Source organism: Acinetobacter sp. Ac8 (assembly GCF_055392545.1).
Genome location: NZ_AP043689.1, coordinates 3,180,901 through 3,201,199 on the forward strand (window position 1 = coordinate 3,180,901; position 20,299 = coordinate 3,201,199).

Consider the following 20,299-nt stretch of genomic DNA (forward strand, 5'->3'; position numbering starts at 1 on the left):
AGAATCACCATGTAATCGTAATTGCGACCGTGTCTTTATACAGGCCTGCTGATCGTGGTTGATTGTTATTATTCAAGTCTGCAACGCCGTAAACTGCAAAACCCAGTACGGTATTCAAAGTAGTGGTTGGTGTCAGTGAGTAAGTACTGCCACTGGCATATTCACCTTGCAAACTACTGTCCTGATAAAGCTGATAAGGTACAAACTCATTCTGCTGGGCATGTTTCATCCGTCGAAAGTTATTTGAAAAGTGATCACCACCATTCAACATCACCTTTACCGGTAGCCGTGCAGTACACTGAATATTCCAGCTTTGCGCAGTATTGATGACGGATCCTTTTAATTGCCCCTGTGCCACAACAGGATGACGACCAAAATCAAGTAACTGTTCGACATTGCTGAGTTTGCACCCATTTTCAATGGTCGCCTGCACTTTAAAACTTGCCGAAGTTACAGGATCAACAGCAAACCCAATTTGAACAATCGAAATCAGCAGAACACTTAAACCTATTTTTTTCATGATTTTGTTCTTTAAAATTCAATGGTAATTGGAATAGTGTCGGTATATTGTCCAAGCGAGACTGACCGACCATTATTAACAGTTTGCCCCATGAGATTAAGCGTTTGCGGCTGACCATTATTGGTCAAAGTAATGATTTGATTGGGCCTTAACGCTTCGCGAGCAGTTCCATATAAGATGTTGTAGGCAAGGAAATCTGTGCCATTACTGATTGCACGAAAATAATTTGCGCCAAAAGGTGCTGGTACCTTGCTGTCATGTTGCCCCGCACCAAAGGTAACTTTTATTGGGGCATTGCCAGGGCATTGAATGGTCAAACCTGATGTAGAACCCTGACTTAAACTGGTCTCTATCACCTGATTAAATGCAGCTGTGGTTTCTCCGAAATCCAGCTGTCCAAAATTCAAGCCATTTGTTCCGTTATTCACGGTCTCATTGTTGATCTTGCAGGATGGCTCTAGTTCAAGTTGAATATTTAACTTAGCGCCCAACTGCCCAGCACTGGTGAGTGACGATACAATGCTACAAAGTAGCAATCCAACGCATTGTTTAAGTAACAGGTGCATACGTTCCTCCTAAAAACAGGCCTGTTAAACAACAAACCTGTTCACTGTTACGTATACTGATTAGAAATTAACAGTCACCAATAAAGTGTCTGTATAATCACCCTGTGCTTTTGCAGTGCCGTTGTTTGCAGCAATTGCACCAAAGATTGGAACTTCTTGAGCTACACCTGCCGCAGCAGTGAAAGTCTGAGCTGTATTAATGACATATGGATTAGTACGTGCTGCATCACGGTAGACGTTATAATTCACAGTATCCGCATCAGTCGTATTTTTAAGGCTACGATCAGCACGTACACCACCATCAATTGCAACAGTAAAGTCAACAGGGTTTGCACCGTCACATTCCACAGCAAGATGACCACCTGTCGCTGAAGAAGCAACTTGTCCAGTCAAAACGTTTGACCACTGACCAGAAGTTTTACCGAAATCTAATGTACCAAATTGGTTCATATTTCCAGTAACAGTAGAACCCTCAACAGTACAACCCGTTGAAACATTCAGCTTGACATCAACTTGACCAGTAACAGCGGCTTGTGCAGTCGCGATATAACCTGTGCTTAACAATGCAGTTAGTGTTAGTTTTGTAAAAATATTCATATTAATTCCCATGATTTGTATTATTCGTTAACTTTTACACGAGAAGTGTGAAAGTTTTTACATAATCACATGTGATGAATAAGTGTTCAACAAATCAACGAATAACCAACACAAAACCACTATAATTAATTGTATTTATTTAAATTTTTATTGGAAATGTAGAATTAAATTAATAATATATTTAAAACACTAAAAAATACATTTCACTTGATAATTTAACAAAGAAAAAAATGGAATTAACTTAATTTTCGTTTAAATAACATCAAACTAAATATGCCAATCTAATGACTAAAAACTTCGCTTAGGCAATATCGTATTTTATCTTGATCAAGCTCCATAACAACAAAATTAAACCCTATATTTCAAAATTTTACTTGATAAAATTTATGTTCCATAGATTAAACTAAACTCAATATGACAAAGATAAAATTAAATATTTTTTATTCTTTATAAAATTACAATTTTTTAAAATGTTTTATCGACTCATCTAAATTTTAAATTTTGCCTAAAAAATTTAGAATCGCCTTTTATATTTAATTATTCACTTCATAATTTTTTATAGATCTCATTTCAATCAATTAATCTAAGATATGATGATTAATTCATAAACTCTAATTTTAAATAAACTCGTGATAACAACGTAACCATGATCGATACCCCAAATTAATCTTTTACAATCATTGCTCACAATGGCTTTGTATTGGTAGATTAATCACCATGAGGCTGTAAACTAGTGGAGAGGACTTTATTAAAAATATGATTTAATCAATAAAAATTAACACTTAGCAGTTATTTTATCCATTCATCAAAAATAAAAAAAATCCCATTCGTTCTGGGGTGAAGAATGGGATACGATATGACACTTTAACATGTCGACCGAAAATCGTGAATCTCTGTATACAATTTGGATGACGACTAAATATGAAAAGTATTTCCACTTGGCTGAAGAACATCTCGTTCTTTAACTCTTAAACAAATGCATGGGGCAAATGTAGCAATTGCATTACGAATAAATTCAGCTTCCATTTTATCTACATGCAAATGGCTTTCTTTATGAACTTCTTCAAACAATGCTTTTAAATCATACTGATCATCACTTAAGCATGTCATCTTAAAATTACTCAATTCAGCGTCAATATCTAAACGTATTAATTCGATAAAATGCTGACGTGAAGCATAGCTATTTTCACTATAAAAAAAATGAGTGCTTTCGTCTATGCCTTTATGAAACACCATTTCATAAACTTTCATTATTTATTTATATCCAACATTCATATTTCTATCATTCAATCTATCTGCAGGAAACATTTACGCTATTCAGATAATGCACTTTTTTTATCATTACTTATTCTGTTTTGCAAACTTCCACACCATTTTTATTCACAATTAAATACATAATTCACAGAAAAATACTTTAAAAAATAAATATTTAAATTTATATAATTTTTAAAAACCAACTTTTAAATAGAATGCAAATATTATAATTTAATACATATTTCATGTAATTTATCATTAAATAACAAATGCAATTTTTGATCAATTGAACAGGTCATATTTATAGTGATAATAAAGCCTATGCCCTTCAATATCCTTAGCAGTTCCAATAACATCAATATCGATAAGATTGAATAATTAAATACCATGAACAACAGAAAAGTCTGTTTTTGCCAAAGCTGTATAAGCATTTTCTGTATAAATGAATTAAATATTTATTATTAAAAAGATGCGTTTTATGTTGGATGCCAAACGTTCCAATAAACATGGCATCCAATTTCTGAATGTTAAAAATTAGCTTTTAATACCAGCGAAGCAAAATCTCGGTCATCGAGGGTACTAAAATCATTCGAACCAAAAAAATTGGTATATGCAAGTTCAGCTGTATACTTTTGCTGATAACTCACTGAAATAGTGGCTGCAATACTCATTTGACCTTCTTGAAAGTTTTGGCTAAATCCAGCTATATCATGGCGAAAGATTACACTTGGTGTGATGACAGTCGCAGGTAAAATATCTTGATAACTTAAAGCCCCTCGTAAACGATAGCCATATGACCATTGCGTAAAAAAACCATCACGATTACAAAAGCGCTCATTCATACGATCAATCACATCATCTGCAAGGTGTGCGGTGCCATAAGGCGTACATTTGTATTCACCTGTTTCAGGATTATAGGCACCAGATGAAAGCTCACTCCGCCCAAATGCACCGACCCGTCCAAAACGATGATTACCAATATCTGCAATATGATTCACTGCAAACTCTGCCGTCCAATTCAATGCGTTTGCAGCCAATATATTGTTTAAACGATCACTCGCACCCAGTGAAAATTGGGTTACAGGCGTTCTTACATAACCTTGCAAATATTGTCCAAATTCAGCCGCAACTCCTGGTGGTGTAAGAGGCGTATCTTTGTCTAAAACTTGAGCATAAACGATGTCTGTTCCATTTAATTGCAAGGGTTGATTAGGTTTATGCGTTAATTCGCTAAAAACAGCGGTTGTCCCTACTTTTCCTGCTAGGCTTAATCCATACATTTTAATATTTTCTGGATAAATTGAAAAAAATCGAGCTGTATTAAAATATGCAGGCCCTGAGGCAGTTACCGCTGTACCATCAAAATTAGCATTGCGACTGTGATAGTTCGCAAAATATGCGCCAAGTTCAGCATTATTCCAACGAGGTAAAGTTTGCTTTAAAGCAAAACCATATTGCCCACTATTCTTGGCATATCGACTTTCTGCTCTTGGAATATAAGTCTGTGCATCTAAAGCACTTTCAGACAACTTATCTCCTGGTGTAACGGTCAAAATAATCGGACCACAGTTTTCTGGAACAAAGTCAGAAATTGCAAAAAACGTCCCACACCCGTCCACCACAGAAGGTCTAAACTTAAACTGATAAAAACCATCCAGTTTAAGATTTGGCGTTATTCCAGCCTCAAATGAAAACATTTCGACAGGAATTATTCGTTCTTTTGCCTCTCCTCCCGGCCGATTGATTGCAGCATAATCCAAGGCACTGACTGAATTTATACCATTTTGGAAAAACTGCGATTTCCCCCAATTTAAAGTATGTTTGCCTAATTTTAGATTGGCATTTTGACCATTTTCTAAAGCAAAATTTTTCCAGATATAGGCATCCCAGAGATCAATGCCCTTAAATTTAGCTAATCTAGGCCACGCAGAATCATCAAAGGCTTTTAAATCTCCACGACCAGTTTCATAAGCATGGTCATACCAATATTTAGTGCTGAGTACTGCACCCTGTTGTTGCCCTTTTAAACGAAACTCAGTCAACCCTTTTATAATTTGGGAAATGTTATCATTTTGACTAAAGTTCACATGTCCGTCGTCGCCATTCACATCAACACTTAAACCGTCCTTTCCGATATGATTCGCATCAGGTTTATACACCAACTGATTTGAAGCATCTTGAGTACTCCAATTTGCACCTAGGCTGAGCATGGTACTGGTTTCAAATTTCCAATCCTCATTGATCTCAACACTGGTTGCGGAGACTTTTGAAATACTTAAGCACAGCACTAAACAGACACTCAGCTTTTGAGTGAAAATAATCGTGTGTTTCACGTTATTGCTACATATCACATTTTGCATCATTCGATCTCCATATCGATATGATTTAATTCGATTTAACTCCATAAATAGCCATATTGACTATTTTGAAATATGCATGATTTTTTTAATTGTTTAATCTGTTATGAATACTGCTAACCTATGAGCAATGCTGTCTTAAAACGGCGGGTCAATCGAACCAAGTCACTTCTCAATAAATTCCGCTATATAAAGTCTATGAACTAAGCGATACATATCGAATCATCTACTTGGTCTAATTGTTGAATAAATTGTTCAGCTTGTGCCCAATACCCATATCCAGCAGCAGGATTAAGATGCCCCACTTCACCTAAACTCACCAATTGACTGCCCCATGTTTTTGCCATAGTCCTAACGGCCTGGTAACTGGCTAAATGGTCATTGGTACTTGCGACCACAATGCTTGGAAAAGGCAAAAACTTGTTAGGTAAAGGATCCCATCCTTGCTGTTTTAGCATTGCAGAACTTGGATAATTTTCAGGCCATTTGGCCGATAAATCGGGTGGTGTCACCAACAAAGCCCCTTGAATATTGTGTTGATAGATCACTGCCCAGTGAACGGTCATTAATACCCCTGCACTATGTGCAACTAAAATCACAGGACCATCAATTTCTTCAAGTTGCGCTTGGATCGCTTTAACTCTTTTTATGCAGTTGAGTTTGTCTGTTTCTAATGCAGGGACAGATCGTACCTTGACCAGCCTTTGCTCCAATAAGGTTTGCCAATGCTCAGCAACATGGTCACGTAAACCAGGAACAATTAAAACGGTTGCCTTTGTCTGTATTTTTTCCATTGATCTACCTTTAATTTTAAGTGAATAAATGAAGATGAATTCTATAAATTGCTTATTCACAATACGGTTTAGTTGATTTTGGTGATGTACATTTGATGACAACCTCTTTTCATTTGATGACAAATGACCGCTCCAATACAGCATTCGAGCATGCATCAAAAAACACATAAGAAATTGATTTTATTGTTTTATTTTAAATTTAACTGATTTTTCCATTAAAATTTTGAATATTATTGATGAAATGGGTGAGATTGCTTTAACCAATGCCAACTTTAATAATGGGGCCGTGTTTCGGAAAGGATCCGCTGAAACCATAAAAAAAAGTGAACTACAAGGGAATTAAAATGAATCAAATTTGTAGAATAGCTGTGCCATTGGCATGTCTATTAACAACTCATTTATGTTATGCGGATTCTACAACCTCTAAACGCTGGGCTGTCAGTGCCGGCTGGATGCATGTCATGCCTCAAGGCAAAGCCAACTCAACACATGTAACAACCAGTGTTGTAGAAGGTGGCAGCTATGGCGTTGGATCATCATTATGGGGAAGTGATATTGCCAACTACGAAACCAATGCATCTGAAATTAAGGGAATGGGTGGGCTTTTATTAAATACTTTTATCAAAAATGGTAAAGCAGACCCCAATTATAAAGTTCCAGCAAGTCTAACCACTGGAGCCAGATCGGATATCACTGGTATTTCTGATTATACCGCTCAAGGTGGGATGGAAGTCGCGGATACCGATACATTGGGTTTAACTTTAAGCTACTTTGTAAATGATCATGTATCTCTTGAATTAGTCGGCGGTATCCCACCAAAAATTGATATTGATGGCGTTGGAGAAATTAGAGCTTCGGCACTCTCCACTGCCAATACTCCCGGAAAAGGTACACCACCGACCTATTTAAATGGTTTAAAACTGCTAAAAGATACCTTAATTACCGATCTTGGTGCACATGGCAAAGTTGCAGAAGTGACTGCATGGACGCCTGCAGCAACAGTTAAATATCATTTTGACGCTTTAGGACAAACTAAGTTCCGACCTTTTGTTGGCGCGGGTGTTGTATATGGTCATTTTAATAAGTTAAAGCTTAATGACGGTGTAGAACAAGACCTTATTCAAGCAGGTTATATGATTGATAATATCCTCAATGATCGAGCGGGTGAAGCATTGCACGGTGGTCAAGGCAGTTCAACAGCGACACCAAAAGTTAAAGTTAAAACCAGTGATGCCTTTGCACCAGTACTCACAGCAGGTTTTACCTTTGATTTAACCGATCATTGGTTTACCACTGGATCTTTAAGTTATATGCCAAACTTTAATAATGTAGCAACTGTGACTGTCACAGATACATCGACAGGTACCCAATTGATCAAGTCCACGACAAAAATTGATTTAGATCCTTTGGTCACATATCTTGGGGTAGGCTATCGTTTTTAATTAAATGGATTGATCGTAGCCCTACATCTACCAACCATTTAATTTTAAAAATATTGTGTACTGAATATCTACAATCCGATATGAGTCGCAATACCCCATCTAAAAGAATTAATGTGTAAGCAATATCCCTAAGTTGTGTCGCACATTAATACGTTTTAAAAGGCTGTTCTTTACGCCATAAAGTGCAGTCCTTTTAAAACACTCCTCTTTGTTAAACAAATTTGATACTCTATTTCTATGGTCTCAAGGTGTAATGAATTGAGATACTTTTTAAGAAGTTTTGATAAAATTATTGAGATTAGACATACGCAAAAACTTTTATAAATGCGTATTGGCAAAGTCTTCAAACAATGATGTATTGACCAGGATGGTTAATAAAAAGACAAGGAGAGTGTAAATTGGTTCCTCTTGCACATACAGCGGTACTCAAGAATTATCTGGATGTGAGCCGACAATTAGACCTCAATCCATACCATTTATTATCTGATGCTGGAATTTATTCTGCTCAATTAAATGATTCAAAACAACGCATTTCTGTCGATAAAGTCATGGCATTATTAGAGCAATCTGCTCAAATCAGTGGTTGTGAAGTGTTTGGTCTACATATGGCCGAACAACGTCAAATTGCTGATTTTGGTGAGCTAAGCTTATTATTAAGCTATCAACAAACGTTACGTGATGCCTTAAAAACAATTGTAAGATACCGAAATATCATCAATAACGCGCTGGAAATATATATCGAGGAAGTTGGAAAAACGGTGATTATTCGGGTGGAAGTGATTTCAGCTTCGGCAAAGTATAGTCGTCAAGCGATTGAATTGGCTTTGGGGATTACCCATCGTTTTTGTGCTGCATTATTAGCTCAAAAATGGCATCCATTAAGTATTCATTTTACCCACGATGCACCAAAAGACTTAACAGTGCATCAACGTGTCTTTGGAAGTTCACTTGAATTTGGTAGCGAGTTTAATGGTATTGTCTGCTCATCATCAGAACTTGATAAAATCAATCCTCAAGCAAATACAGCAATGGCAAACCATGCACAGCGCTATCTCGATATTGATATCTTACAAAAAGACAATGAGTCATCACTTATTTTTGATATCCGTAAAAGTATCTATCTGCTTTTACCGATGGGACGTGCCACAATTGATCAAGTCGCGCAGACCCATGAAGTCAATGTCAGAACGCTGCAACGGCGTCTAGAAGCTGCACATACAAATTTTAGTGAATTAATGAATGATGTCCGTAGAAATTTGGTATTTCGCTATTTAAAAAATATCAATTATTCACTGGCACAAGTTTCAGATATTCTCGGTTACTCTATGCCGAGCTCTTTTACGCGATGGTTTATCGGTCAATTTGGTATAACACCCAATGCTTGGCGTACCCACAATAAGGCTGAGATCATTGATGAACATACGATATAAATTCAATCAAGGTACGACTAACTTGGTATTAGCATCAAAACAATAATAAGAAAAGCGACTTAAAACAAAAGTTTTGCGGAGACCAACTTTAAGGTTGTACTTTGCAAAACTTTTGTTAAATCAAAGCTCGACTAAAATAACCAATGCATCAGGCTAAGTACCAACAATACCAGAAAAACGCTTTCTCCAATCATTAACAGTATCGGTTTAATACCCACCGTTGCTAACTCTTTTAATTGTGTTTTCATCCCTAGCGCACTAATCGAAATAATCAGACACCAACGAGATAATTCATTCATTCCAGTTTGAACAACTGTAGGTACCCATCCAGTACTATTTATACAGGCAAGAATTAAAAATCCTACTGCAAACCAAGGCAATAATGGCGGTCTTTTGCCCGTAGAGGGTACGCCTTGCATACGGGTAATCATGGCTGCACAGATGATGACAGGTAAAAGCATGGCAACTCGCATCAATTTCACCACTGTTGCAGTATCGCCTGTTTCTGTAGACATGCTATAACCTGCCCCCACCACTTGGGCGACATCATGGATGGTTGCACCTAAAAAAATCCCTGCATGTTGTGGTGTCAATTCCAACCATCGCGCAATCATGGGATAAACAATCATTGCTAAAGTTGAAAGCGCAGATACTCCAATGACGGTGAACAAGGTTGCTTTTTCTTTTTGTGGATGACTGGGTAATGCTGCAGACAAGGCCAATGCTGCGGAAGCCCCACAGATTGCTGTCGCGCCACCAGTCAGCATACCGAAAAATTTATTAAACCCGAGCACTTTTGCTGCGATGACTGAAGCAAGAATGGTAATGACGACCAATGAAATGACCAAAACAATGGGCTGCCAACCTAACGCAGTCATTTGCTCAAGGGTAATTCGCATTCCGAGTAAGGCGATCCCAAAACGCAGTACTTCTCGCGCAGTAAATTCGATACCCGCTTTACACTTGCCTTCTGTTGCAAGAAAGTTCACACCCATCCCGAGCAACAAAGCGAATAACATCACTGGCGCACCATAATGCTCAGATAAAAAACAGGCCGCAGCGGCAACCACAGTACTGACAATAAATCCGGGCATAAGCGCACTTAGCCGTGGCTGCCAAGCCATAGAATCTAATTTACTCATCTAGCGCTACTCCACAATCCAAACCAATAAAAACATTTTCGCCAATCACTTCTACTGGGTATGATTGTACTTGTAGCTGTGTTGAATTGAGTAAATAACCATTTGCCAAGTCAAAGCGTAAACCATGTGCGCAACATTGAATTACCTTGCCTTCTAATTTCCCATTGAGAAATGAGGCACCCTGATGTGGGCAACTGTCATTAATCGCATAAAATTGTTCGGCAATATTAAATAAAATCAGGGATCGGTCACCAATCATCAAAAAGGATCGATTGCCTAAAGTTGGGATTTTTTCTTGAGGAACTTGAAAACGCAAGCTCATACCATTTGTCCTTGTACTTGAAGCGTATCCAGCATTGCTTGATAAAGTGCACTTGCAGGTTGTACCCCAGCCATTGCAAAACTTCCATCAAAAACAAAATACGGTACCCCTTTACCCCCTGTATCTGCTGAGATAAAAGGAACGAATGGTTTTGCTAAAATACCTTCAACCACCTCATCCGCAAAACCGCAATACATGGCTATTTTCTGCAATGTTGCGAACTCGCCTATATTTTCCGAATGATAAAAATAGGCTGTGAATAGCGCATCTAAAAATCGCTCACTTTGATCTGAATGATATACTTTTGAAATATTTGCAAAAATATGATGTGCCATAGCTGTGTTTGGCATACGCCGAATTCGATCAAAATCAATATCGACATTGGCCGCTTTGGCGGCATGACGAACTTGAGTTTGGCGCATTCGAACCGCTGTTGAACTGCCTAATCTTTGTAAATAAAAGGCATCAAAAGGAACACCCACCAGCGGAATATGGGGTAAAAGCTGTACACCACGCCACTGGATATTGACCACAGCATCTGGATCACTTTGTTTTAATTTTTGAATCGCGGTCTGTAAATGACGTTTTCCAATCAAACACCAAGGACAGATAAAATCAAAAAAAACTTCAATATTCATTTTACGCGTCATTACTGATTACCCATATTGCATGACTGTGCTTGTACTGTTTGACCTTGTCGTGCTGCTTGTGCATTAAATTTTTTAATATCATGGGTATAATGGCGTTTTGCATAGAAGAATACGGCAGCAGCCACAATGCTCATCAGAGGCATCAATTGAAAAGCATGGTGTAAACCAATCACGTCAGATAGCTTTCCAATCACTAAAGGTCCTAAAGCCAAGCCGAGAAAATTATTTGCCAAAGTTAATGTTGCAAATGCTGTGCTATGTACAGAATGATGTGTCAGGTTGGCAACCATTGCGCTGGATGGTCCATTGGTACCCAATGCAATAAACATCCCAATACAAATCATGATCAATTGAGCATTTCCAACAGACATGGCAAAAGCGATGGATAGCAACACACAACCGATCAAACAAAATGCAATCGCCAAACTAACTTTTCGGTCTGGTCGATCTCGTCCTAAACGATCACATAACATCCCACATAAAATCGTGCCAACTGCACTACTAAGTACCACCATTGCCGCGACCAACCCCGCTTTATCTGTCCCCAATCCGTAATATCGATTGAGATAACTGGGAAGCCAAACGATGACCGTGCCACCCACAAACAATTGCAAGCCACTGCCAATATAAGTGGCGATCACAGACCGACTTGAATAAATCGATCGCAAAGGACTTCTCGACTTATCCTGTTTCTGTTGGGTCTTAATTCTGCCTTGAACGGTTCCTATCTTGTTTTCTTTAACCACAATAGGATATAAAAATGCCAGAATCAGCCCAAAGACTGCCATTCCACCAAATGCCCAACGCCAGCCAAAATGTTCAGCCATAACACCGCCTAAAGCCATGCCTAAGAATGAGCCAAACACACCACCAGCCATAAAAGCACTTGCTAAAGTTGCACGCATATCACGAGGAAAAACCGATACAACAACAGCAATCCCAACACTGCCATAAGCAGCTTCGCCAACCCCCACCATAAATCGGGCAATAAACATATGTTGATAACTTTCAGCAATTGCACAGCCTAAGGTTGCCATACTCCACAACACAGCCATCAAAGTTAAGCTTTTTACTTTGCCAAAACGATCTGCCAAGATCGACAAAGGTAAAGTTAATAAACCCACCATCAAGGCCACAATCCCACTTAATAACCCAAGTTGGCTGTCTGTCAAAGCCCATTCACTTTTGATCAGTGGGAATACTGCATTTAAGACTTGCCGTGACATATAGTCAGAAATCAACAAACCAAATGTCAGTGCAAAAACCAACCATGCATATTTACGTGGAATGCCAACCGAAGTATCTACACCGTCCGCAGGACTTGAATATTGATGCGCATCCATACGTTCTCCTTGTGTTTTTATAATTTCTCATTCAGTTTTTTGATGACTACCCGACTTCACAGCAACGTAATCATCTTTTTCTCACCGTTTGAATCAAAAATCCTTTTGGCTCAAATCATTATTTACGCTGTGGAACACCCTTTTGACCTACTTTACGATTGGGCGCCATACCATTTTCCAACAAGGTTTCTTCAATCGTGTCGTATTGCACACCAATACGATAAATTTCACGTGCTTCTTTACCTGATGCGACTTCACGACCTAATTCATGGGCAATACGCACGGTCTGTTGAATTTGCTGTACTGAAGAAAAACGCTGACCTTGATGATCGATAATGGTGTCTTCATTTCCGACACGTGCATGTAAGCCCATCGCCATTGACATGGTGTTAAACGGCAAAACATTTTTAAGTAAAGACTCTGAAGTTAAAGTACAACCATCAGGTACGCGATGAATAAAGTTAAAGAAGTTAAAAGGATTTGGCCCATCAAAACCCCCACCAATTCCAATCCATGTTAGATTCAACGGACCTTTATACAGCCCTTTACGCACCATACGTTCCAGCGTTTCTAAACCATGCATCCCAGTTAACTGGAAATGCGGTTGAATGCCATTTTGAGTTAAACGCTTTAAATGCTCTGCAACCCACGCCGGACCTGCGGGTACTGTCATTTCTGCATAAGCTGCCTGAATTGCTGGATGTGCCAAAGAAGTGCCCTCTAAATATTCAGGATAGAGCAACTCCATAATATTCATTTGAGTGGTATTGATCGCCACGGTTACTTGGTCTGGTTTTGGCATTAATTCGGCCAACATATGACGCGTATCATCGCTTAACCAAATTGCAGCTTCACCTTCACTTTCTGGGGCAAAAGAAATTGATCCACCCACTTGAATAATCATATCAGGCACCGCTTCACGCACACCGGCAATGAGTTCATTAAACTTAGACAGACGTTTCGAACCTTTCCCATCTAGTTCTCGAACATGCAAATGGAGGACTGAAGCACCTGCTTCATAGCACTCTACCGCTTTTTGAATTTGTTCTTGCATGGTCACCGGAATATCTTCAGGAAAATCCTCAGGCATCCATTCAGGCCCATAAGGCGCTACCGTAATCACCACTTTGTCCATGTTTTCAGGGTGCAATGAGTCATCAAAGAATTGCATAAACATCTCCATATGTATTTTAAAATTAGGGTTTGGATAAAATCGTTAACTGCTACGCTTAGTAAGTTGCATCACCAATAATGCCTGCCCGTTCCATTTTTCGATGACATGGTGGATAGTCCATTACGGCATAATGTTGTGTACTGCGGTTGTCCCAAATTGCGATACTATTCGGCTTCCAACTCCAACGAACTTGGTACTCAGGAATATAGGCTTGGGTAATTAAATAACGCAGTAAGTCGGTTGCACCGGGGTTGGCATCTTGTCCAAAACGGACGTGTTCTTTGGTATGGTAATTACTAAAATGAGTGGTAAAGGCGTTGACATAAAGAATCTTCTCACCCGTTTCAGGATGCGTACGTACCACAGGATGTTCTGCATCGGGGAACTGTTCTTTTAATGCCAATCGTTTTTCAATCGGCATCATTGCGCCAAAACTGGCTTCAATACTGTGATAGGCGCGTAAATTTGCAATTTTTGTTTTGATTTCTACTGGTAGATTTTCATAGGCCATCACCATATTGGTCCACATGGTATCTCCACCCACTGTCGGACATTCAATACAACGTAGTACACAACCCATTGGCGGAACTTTGCGCCAGCTTGCATCGCTGTGCCAAGCATTTTCATAACGATCAATTGGGCTCTCTGGGCTTTTATAAATTTGTACCAGCCCAGGATGCTCTGGATGACTTCCAACGGCAGGATGGCTTTCTAGTTGTCCAAAGCGCTCAGCAAATGCTACATGTTCAGCTCGGCTTAGGTTTTGATCTCTTAAAAATAAAACCCGATGCTTTAACAAATTCTGACGAATTTCAGTAAATAGCCCATCATCGTCAATGGCATCTGCCAGATTGACCCCCAACAATTCTGCACCGATATTGCAACTTAATTGTTCAACTTGCATAAGATATCCCTTCAAATGACAAAAATTGATGATCCTGTGGTTTTACGTGCTTCTAGATCACGGTGAGCTTGAACTGCATCCTTTAGTTCATAGCGTTGATTGATTTCAATTTTGATGCGCCCATGTCGGACATGATCAAATAACTCATTGGCAAGTTCTTGTTTTTCTATAGGATCAGCAATGAAATCTGCCAGTGCTGGACGGGTCATATAAAGAGAACCTTTCATCGCCAACAAGACGGGATTAAATTCTGGAATGGCACCTGAAGCAGTCCCCACACAAACCAATAAGCCACGGCGTTTTAACGAATCAAGCGATGCCATAAACGTATCTTTACCAACACTATCAAAGACCACATTCACACCGACCCCATCGGTTAATTCTCGTACTCGTTCGGCAACATTTTCATAGCTATAATTAATGACGTGGTCACAGCCATGTGCACGGGCAATTTGCGCTTTTTCTTCTGAAGAGGTTGTACCAATCACAGTTAAACCGAGTAACTTTGCCCATTGAGAAACAATCAAGCCCACACCACCAGCGGCGGCATGTAATAAAATGCTGTCCCCTTTTTTAAAGTCATTAATACGACGCATTAAATAAGCCGAGGTTAATCCCCGCATGGTCATTGCTGCGGCTGTTTCACAAGAAATTTCTTCAGGTAGTTTGATTAATACATCAGCTGAGATTAAACGTGCAGTGCTATAAGCACCTAAAGTATTTAAAAAACCGGTATAAGTGACTCGATCACCCACTTGAATGTGATCCACACCCTCACCCACGGCTTCGACTACACCAGACGCTTCTACGCCCATACCGTTTGGCAGTGGAATTTTATATGTGCCATCGCGAAAATAAGTGTCAGCATAATTTAATCCAACTGCCACATGACGCAGACGCACTTGCCCTGCCACTGGTTCACCAACATCGATGTCTTCATATTGCAAAACATCTGGTGTTCCTGTTTCATAAAACCGTATTGCTTTATTCAATGCCATTTCCCTATCCATGCCGTATTTTATCAATATTTAAAAATCATGATTAAAACTACAACACAGCAGATGCAGCTCACTTTACATAAGACGACACTGACTTAGCATTTTACGACACGCTTGTGGTTAAAATTGTAAGCTAGTTTAGTAAAACACTGTTTTTGAGTTGTTTTATTGATTTGAATATTTTTTATGGTTTATCTTGAGTGGATTTTTTATCCCAAACTTTAATGATTTTCCTTAGCTATTTTGTTCATAAAATCCGTTAAAGGCATAGGACATCCCCATAGGTAGCCTTGAAATTCAGTACAGCCATTTTCTTGAAAGCGATTAAATTGCTCAACGGTCTCAATCCCCTCTGCTAACACACGCAGGTTTAAATCAAGGCCAATTTTAACAATCCCATAGACCAATTTATTACACCGCTCATCATCTAAAGCCGCTTGCACAAAACTCTGATCAATTTTGAGTTGACTAATCGGCATTTTCTGCAAATAGCTTAATGATGAATAACCTGTACCAAAATCATCTAAAGCAAGCTGAATGCCATTTTTATCCAGAAAGCCCATTTTTTCTATAACACTTTCAATATTATTTAACGCAACCCTTTCAGTTATTTCTAATATGAGTTGGGATGGAAGCACTGCATTTCTCTGCACCATAGAGGTCACGATTTGCTCAAAATTCTCTTGCATAAAATGATCAGCACTTATATTGACTGAAAGTGTAAGATCTTTTGTAGATTCATTTTCACGCCAGTCTTGTAATACCTTGCTTGCCTGAATCAGTATCCAATCTCCAATTTTAGGCATTAACTCCAAAGTTTCCGCTACAGGAATAAAATCTTTTGCAGGGATATAACCAAGTGTCGGGTGACGCCAACGTAGCAAAATTTCAGCGCCTATAATTTTTTCAGAAGAATTTACTTGAGGTTGATAAAAAAGCTCAAACTGTTGTTTTGAAAGTGCCAAGCGGAGATCCTGCACCAGCTTATTTTCTATCTGCAGTTCCAATTGCATCACAAAAATTGAGATACAAATCATTAAGGTGGCAACAGATATTGCAATCCAACCACCATAAGCTCGAATGCTTTCAGCTAAAGGTATTGCTCCATCTAAAGTAAACGCACTCCCGCTAAAAAAGATAAAAGCGGCAATGGATAAGATAATTAAAATCAGTTGTAACGCATTGGGATCTCTTCGATAATTCAAATATCCCAATATAGCCCCTGCTGGAAGAAATAAATGCGCAACTCTGGGGTGGTCTATTGTAGCGACATCAAATATTAAGCAAAAAACCACAGGAAAAACAAAGAGGACAATTTGTGAAACCAATATGCCCGCTGAAATCCGCTGTATATAAATCAAAAATAAGCTGAAGATAGACATTGCTGTAAAAAAAATATCAATACAAACAATGAACCACATCTCAGCAAAGCTAAAATATATTGTCCAAAATAGGCAAAATGCGATACAGATAATAATGTTTGCTTTAGCTGCAATCGTTATTTATTGGTTTTTTACGGCGTTGAAATGTTTGTTTTGGTTTTTTAAATAGGATAAAAGGACCATAAATAACCCCATTACAAATATTTATTGATCAAGTATCCGCATTGTTTTTATACACAATTTCAGAATCACATCAATAAACACTAAGCTATTAAAAATACTTATAATTTATAAATATCTGACTTGTTAATATGCTTGATTAGCTTTAAAAAAAACGAATGTCGTCTTCAATTTAGTCCCTTAAATAATTATCCATCTAGTAATCCATCAAATTATAATTTTTGACATTACCAAAAAGCCAAAAGTGTTCAAAATCAATATTGCAAATAATATTTAAAACAGTCGTTAAGATAAAAAGAAGTTTTTTGAAGTCGTATCTGCTCCTGCATCCTGCTAAGCGAGTTGCCCAAATGAGACAGTATAATTTGAATAACCATCTACCATTAAAATGAAATATAACATGTTTTTTCACATAATCTATTATTAAAAAGTAAACAGATAAAGCAATACAAAACAGACCATTGTGTAGTCAAAGCGCTACAATACCTATTTTTATTCATTTAAATAAACAATTAAAATCACATGAAAAATCATATTTTTTAAAATATTTCATAAACACTACAAAACCCGATATAAAAACAATAAAATTTTTACATCTGAATTATTTTTTGGAAAAAGATGTTACGACTCACAAGTAAAACTTACCTATTAAAAAACAAATACATCACCATTCCTTATTGCTCAAGCCATAAGTTATACAGATTTCATCAGCACTTTTTAACCAAAAATCTAAAAATCAAATTAAAATTAACGTATTAAAATACTTATAATTTAACCAAATTGTTCGAATAAATATTTAAGAATTTCTTTAATATTCAGAAAAATTTATCATTTGTAAAGCTGATATAGAGTTTCTTTCATAATCTGTTGTCATTTGGTCTTTATTAAAGTTTACCGACACATTCTCATCTAACTTAGGCAAGTTTGGTGTACAGCATGAAACAGGCTGTATCCAGATGCATATCAAACTTATAAATTTGCCGAGAATATTTATGCAACAGGAATTGGTTCCCAGAAGAAAGTTTTATACAAATGATTTGCTCTCAGGTTTAGTTGTTTTTTTAGTTGCTCTACCGCTCTGTTTAGGTATAGCCAGTGCCTCAGGCGCACCCTTGATTTCCGGAATTATTGCGGGTGTCATTGGTGGAATCGTTATCGGTTATTTGAGTGGTTCTCATATCAGTGTGTCAGGCCCCGCTGCTGGGCTTACCGCTATTGTTTTAACACAGCTAGATAAGCTTGAAGGCAACTACCAAGCTTTTTTATTTTGTTTAGTTTTAGCCGGCCTCATCCAATTATTTTTCGGGTTATTTCGGTTGGGAACCTATTCAAATTTTATCCCAACCAATGTGATTATGGGGCTTCTTGTTGCCATCGGGTTAATCTTGATTATCAATCAGCTTCCTCTGCTCTTTGGGATTAAAACCGAAATTCTTCAACAACGTTGGACCGAAGGGACTGGCCTATTACAGCATCTTGATTATGGTGCAGCAATCATTGGTATCTCAAGTGTATTCATTATTTTATTGTGGGATAAAACACCTTTAAAAAAAATGGTTGTACCCTCTGCACTTATTGCGGTTATTTTTGCGGGGCTCTTAAACTATTTTTTTATCAGTACCAATTCCAGCCTCGCGGTCAGCACTGAACATCTGGTTAATCTTCCCAATATCTTTTCAGGTGTTGAATCAATTATCAGTTTCCCTGATTTCACTCAATGGAATAATCCTATTATTTATACAGGTGCCATTACACTGGCGATCGTCGCCTCGCTTGAAACACTATTAAATCTAGAAGCTGCGGACAAAATGGATCCGCAAAAGCGTGCCTCTCCGCCAAACAAAGAGTTAGTGGCCCAAGGTATCGGAAATACCATGTCTGGTTTAATTGGAGGTATGCCAATTACCTCAGTGATTGTTCGAAGTTCAGTCAATGCAGCAAGTGGTGCAAAGACTAAATTCTCTGCAATTTTTCACGGTATTTTATTGATTATTGCCGTTTTATTTCTGACACCCTTAATCAATGTTGTTCCATTATCTTCCCTTGCCGCCATTTTAATTTTAACTGGCGTGAAATTAGCCAGCTCTTCACTTTTTAAACGGATCTATGCTCAAGGATGGAAGCAATTTCTACCCTTCATTGTAACGGTTATTGCAATTATCGCGACGGATCTACTTATCGGTATTTTGTTAGGGCTGTTGATTAGTTTTATCATTGTATTAAAAAATAATTTATTCCGTGGTGTTCGTATCATTCACGAAGCACATTTGCATGGAAATATTACCCGTATTGAACTGGCACCCAATATTAGTTTTTTAAATCGTTCAGCGTTGGTTTCTGCCTTAGAGAAAATCGTCAGTGGTGATACTGTAGTGATTGATGCATCAAATACCTATTATATTGATCCTGATGTATATCAAGTGATTAAAGATTTTAGGGATGAAACAGCTGCAGAAAATGGCATCGATGTAAAACTAATTGGCTTTAAAATACATTATCCTGAAATTAAAGAAGAAGAACTGGATATTGATGTCAGTACTCAGGAAATTCAACGACAACTTACGCCTGCACAAGTGTTTCAGCTACTCAAAGAAGGCAATCAACGATTCGTTAATCATGAACGGATTTATCATAATATTGCTCGTCAAATTCAGGTCACTGCACAATCTGGACAGCATCCATTTGCAGCAGTTCTAGGCTGTATGGATTCACGTGCGCCAACAGAACGGATTTTTGATGTCGGTATTGGTGACTTATTTAGTCTACGCATTGCTGGAAATATTGCGGGAGAAAAAGTATTGGGCTCTCTAGAGTTCGCCTGTAAGAGTAAGGGTTCCAAATTAATTTTAGTATTGGGCCATACAGACTGTGGTGCAGTGACAGCAGCTTGTCAGATGTATGAACAAAAAAAGGATATCACTCAACTCAGCGAAACCCCACATGTACAATATTTTCTTAAACCGATTATGCAGGCGGCAGAAAACGTACATAAAGAAATGACTGATTACCAACTCACCAGTAATTTCATTCAGGCAGTAACCATCGCAAATGTGCAAAATAATATTGCCTATATCTTAAGAAATAGCCCAGTACTGAAAAAAATGGTCGAAGAAGGTGAAATTGGCATTGCAGGTGGTATTTATGATGTAAAAACAGGAAAGGTGGATTTTTTATAAAGTCGATACCTACATGATCTCGTTATGACCTGTATAAGGATATCAGCATAAAACTGGTCTTAAAGACA

General features: G+C 38.1%; 16 protein-coding genes and 1 pseudogene. 3 read left to right on the forward strand and 14 right to left on the reverse strand.

The genetic code is table 11. The annotated features are described in order from the left end of the window. Nucleotides 1-4: 4 nt before the first annotated feature. The 6 genes from ACZ5QH_RS15165 to ACZ5QH_RS15190 form a co-directional block, all read right to left on the reverse strand. Nucleotides 5-520 (reverse strand): Csu type fimbrial protein, encoded by a 516-nt coding sequence (locus tag ACZ5QH_RS15165; protein ID WP_303577162.1) that lies wholly within the window; start codon nt 518-520, stop codon nt 5-7. An 11-nt stretch (nt 521-531) separates the two neighbouring features. After that, nucleotides 532-1,086, reverse strand: coding sequence for a spore coat protein U domain-containing protein (locus ACZ5QH_RS15170; protein WP_209827154.1), 555 nt, complete (start codon nt 1,084-1,086; stop codon nt 532-534). Between the two features lie 60 nt (nt 1,087-1,146). Then, nucleotides 1,147-1,683: a Csu type fimbrial protein gene (locus ACZ5QH_RS15175; protein WP_303577161.1), complete on the reverse strand. Its 537-nt coding sequence runs from the start codon at nt 1,681-1,683 to the stop codon at nt 1,147-1,149. Between the two features lie 915 nt (nt 1,684-2,598). Then, nucleotides 2,599-2,934, reverse strand: a complete 336-nt coding sequence (locus tag ACZ5QH_RS15180) for a hypothetical protein (protein ID WP_303577160.1) — start codon at nt 2,932-2,934, stop codon at nt 2,599-2,601. Nucleotides 2,935-3,464: 530 nt separating this feature from the next. After that, nucleotides 3,465-5,300, reverse strand: a complete 1,836-nt coding sequence (locus ACZ5QH_RS15185; protein ID WP_303577159.1) for a DUF1302 domain-containing protein — start codon at nt 5,298-5,300, stop codon at nt 3,465-3,467. Between the two features lie 197 nt (nt 5,301-5,497). Continuing rightward, on the reverse strand, nt 5,498-6,088 hold the full coding sequence (locus ACZ5QH_RS15190) for an RBBP9/YdeN family alpha/beta hydrolase (protein ID WP_303577158.1): 591 nt from the start codon (nt 6,086-6,088) through the stop codon (nt 5,498-5,500). A gap of 344 nt (nt 6,089-6,432) precedes the next feature. Between ACZ5QH_RS15190 and ACZ5QH_RS15195 the strand changes: the two genes are divergently transcribed. Both ACZ5QH_RS15195 and ACZ5QH_RS15200 read left to right on the forward strand, forming a co-directional pair. Next, a complete protein-coding gene (locus ACZ5QH_RS15195; RefSeq protein WP_303577157.1) occupies nt 6,433-7,530 on the forward strand; it encodes an OmpW/AlkL family protein in 1,098 nt (365 codons plus the stop codon). Nucleotides 7,531-7,928: 398 nt separating this feature from the next. Then, nucleotides 7,929-8,960, forward strand: a complete 1,032-nt coding sequence (locus tag ACZ5QH_RS15200; protein WP_004822941.1) for an AraC family transcriptional regulator — start codon at nt 7,929-7,931, stop codon at nt 8,958-8,960. A 131-nt stretch (nt 8,961-9,091) separates the two neighbouring features. Here ACZ5QH_RS15200 and ACZ5QH_RS15205 read toward each other — a convergent pair whose 3' ends face one another. The 8 genes and pseudogenes from ACZ5QH_RS15205 to ACZ5QH_RS15240 all read right to left on the reverse strand — a co-directional run bounded on the left by ACZ5QH_RS15205 (nt 9,092) and on the right by ACZ5QH_RS15240 (nt 17,058). Further along, a complete protein-coding gene (locus ACZ5QH_RS15205) occupies nt 9,092-10,102 on the reverse strand; it encodes a YeiH family protein (protein ID WP_056513868.1) in 1,011 nt (336 codons plus the stop codon). Next, on the reverse strand, nt 10,095-10,424 hold the full coding sequence (locus ACZ5QH_RS15210) for a Rieske (2Fe-2S) protein (RefSeq protein ID WP_096734704.1): 330 nt from the start codon (nt 10,422-10,424) through the stop codon (nt 10,095-10,097). The genes ACZ5QH_RS15205 and ACZ5QH_RS15210 overlap by 8 nt, the downstream gene beginning before the upstream one ends. Beyond that, a complete protein-coding gene (locus tag ACZ5QH_RS15215; RefSeq protein WP_303577156.1) occupies nt 10,421-11,074 on the reverse strand; it encodes a DsbA family oxidoreductase in 654 nt (217 codons plus the stop codon). Before ACZ5QH_RS15215 ends, ACZ5QH_RS15210 begins: the two co-directional genes overlap by 4 nt. After that, nucleotides 11,074-12,417: an MFS transporter gene (locus ACZ5QH_RS15220; protein ID WP_303577155.1), complete on the reverse strand. Its 1,344-nt coding sequence runs from the start codon at nt 12,415-12,417 to the stop codon at nt 11,074-11,076. The genes ACZ5QH_RS15215 and ACZ5QH_RS15220 overlap by 1 nt, the downstream gene beginning before the upstream one ends. A gap of 118 nt (nt 12,418-12,535) precedes the next feature. Beyond that, nucleotides 12,536-13,588 (reverse strand): beta-keto acid cleavage family enzyme, encoded by a 1,053-nt coding sequence (locus tag ACZ5QH_RS15225; protein WP_303577154.1) that lies wholly within the window; start codon nt 13,586-13,588, stop codon nt 12,536-12,538. A gap of 58 nt (nt 13,589-13,646) precedes the next feature. Then, nucleotides 13,647-14,495 carry a TauD/TfdA dioxygenase family protein gene (locus ACZ5QH_RS15230; RefSeq protein ID WP_034611521.1) on the reverse strand — a complete coding sequence of 283 codons (849 nt, stop codon included), beginning with the start codon at nt 14,493-14,495 and terminating at the stop codon, nt 13,647-13,649. An 11-nt stretch (nt 14,496-14,506) separates the two neighbouring features. Then, the gene (locus ACZ5QH_RS15235; protein ID WP_303577153.1) at nt 14,507-15,493 is read right to left on the reverse strand and encodes a quinone oxidoreductase family protein; all 987 of its coding nucleotides are present in this window, start codon (nt 15,491-15,493) and stop codon (nt 14,507-14,509) included. Between the two features lie 221 nt (nt 15,494-15,714). Then, a pseudogene (locus ACZ5QH_RS15240) lies at nt 15,715-17,058 on the reverse strand (putative bifunctional diguanylate cyclase/phosphodiesterase). A gap of 989 nt (nt 17,059-18,047) precedes the next feature. On the opposite strand from ACZ5QH_RS15240, the gene ACZ5QH_RS15245 reads away from it, so the two are divergent. Continuing rightward, a complete protein-coding gene (locus tag ACZ5QH_RS15245; RefSeq protein ID WP_303577152.1) occupies nt 18,048-20,231 on the forward strand; it encodes a solute carrier family 23 protein in 2,184 nt (727 codons plus the stop codon). Nucleotides 20,232-20,299 lie beyond the last annotated feature (68 nt).

Coding starts and splice junctions, on each gene's coding strand:
- ACZ5QH_RS15165 (WP_303577162.1), bottom strand. CDS start 520: ATGAAAAAAATAGGTTTAAGTGTTCTGCTGATTTCGATTGTTCAAATT.
- ACZ5QH_RS15170 (WP_209827154.1), bottom strand. CDS start 1,086: ATGCACCTGTTACTTAAACAATGCGTTGGATTGCTACTTTGTAGCATT.
- ACZ5QH_RS15175 (WP_303577161.1), bottom strand. CDS start 1,683: ATGAATATTTTTACAAAACTAACACTAACTGCATTGTTAAGCACAGGT.
- ACZ5QH_RS15180 (WP_303577160.1), bottom strand. CDS start 2,934: ATGAAAGTTTATGAAATGGTGTTTCATAAAGGCATAGACGAAAGCACT.
- ACZ5QH_RS15185 (WP_303577159.1), bottom strand. CDS start 5,300: ATGATGCAAAATGTGATATGTAGCAATAACGTGAAACACACGATTATT.
- ACZ5QH_RS15190 (WP_303577158.1), bottom strand. CDS start 6,088: ATGGAAAAAATACAGACAAAGGCAACCGTTTTAATTGTTCCTGGTTTA.
- ACZ5QH_RS15195 (WP_303577157.1), top strand. CDS start 6,433: ATGAATCAAATTTGTAGAATAGCTGTGCCATTGGCATGTCTATTAACA.
- ACZ5QH_RS15205 (WP_056513868.1), bottom strand. CDS start 10,102: ATGAGTAAATTAGATTCTATGGCTTGGCAGCCACGGCTAAGTGCGCTT.
- ACZ5QH_RS15210 (WP_096734704.1), bottom strand. CDS start 10,424: ATGAGCTTGCGTTTTCAAGTTCCTCAAGAAAAAATCCCAACTTTAGGC.
- ACZ5QH_RS15215 (WP_303577156.1), bottom strand. CDS start 11,074: ATGACGCGTAAAATGAATATTGAAGTTTTTTTTGATTTTATCTGTCCT.
- ACZ5QH_RS15220 (WP_303577155.1), bottom strand. CDS start 12,417: ATGGATGCGCATCAATATTCAAGTCCTGCGGACGGTGTAGATACTTCG.
- ACZ5QH_RS15225 (WP_303577154.1), bottom strand. CDS start 13,588: ATGCAATTCTTTGATGACTCATTGCACCCTGAAAACATGGACAAAGTG.
- ACZ5QH_RS15230 (WP_034611521.1), bottom strand. CDS start 14,495: ATGCAAGTTGAACAATTAAGTTGCAATATCGGTGCAGAATTGTTGGGG.
- ACZ5QH_RS15235 (WP_303577153.1), bottom strand. CDS start 15,493: ATGGCATTGAATAAAGCAATACGGTTTTATGAAACAGGAACACCAGAT.
- ACZ5QH_RS15245 (WP_303577152.1), top strand. CDS start 18,048: ATGCAACAGGAATTGGTTCCCAGAAGAAAGTTTTATACAAATGATTTG.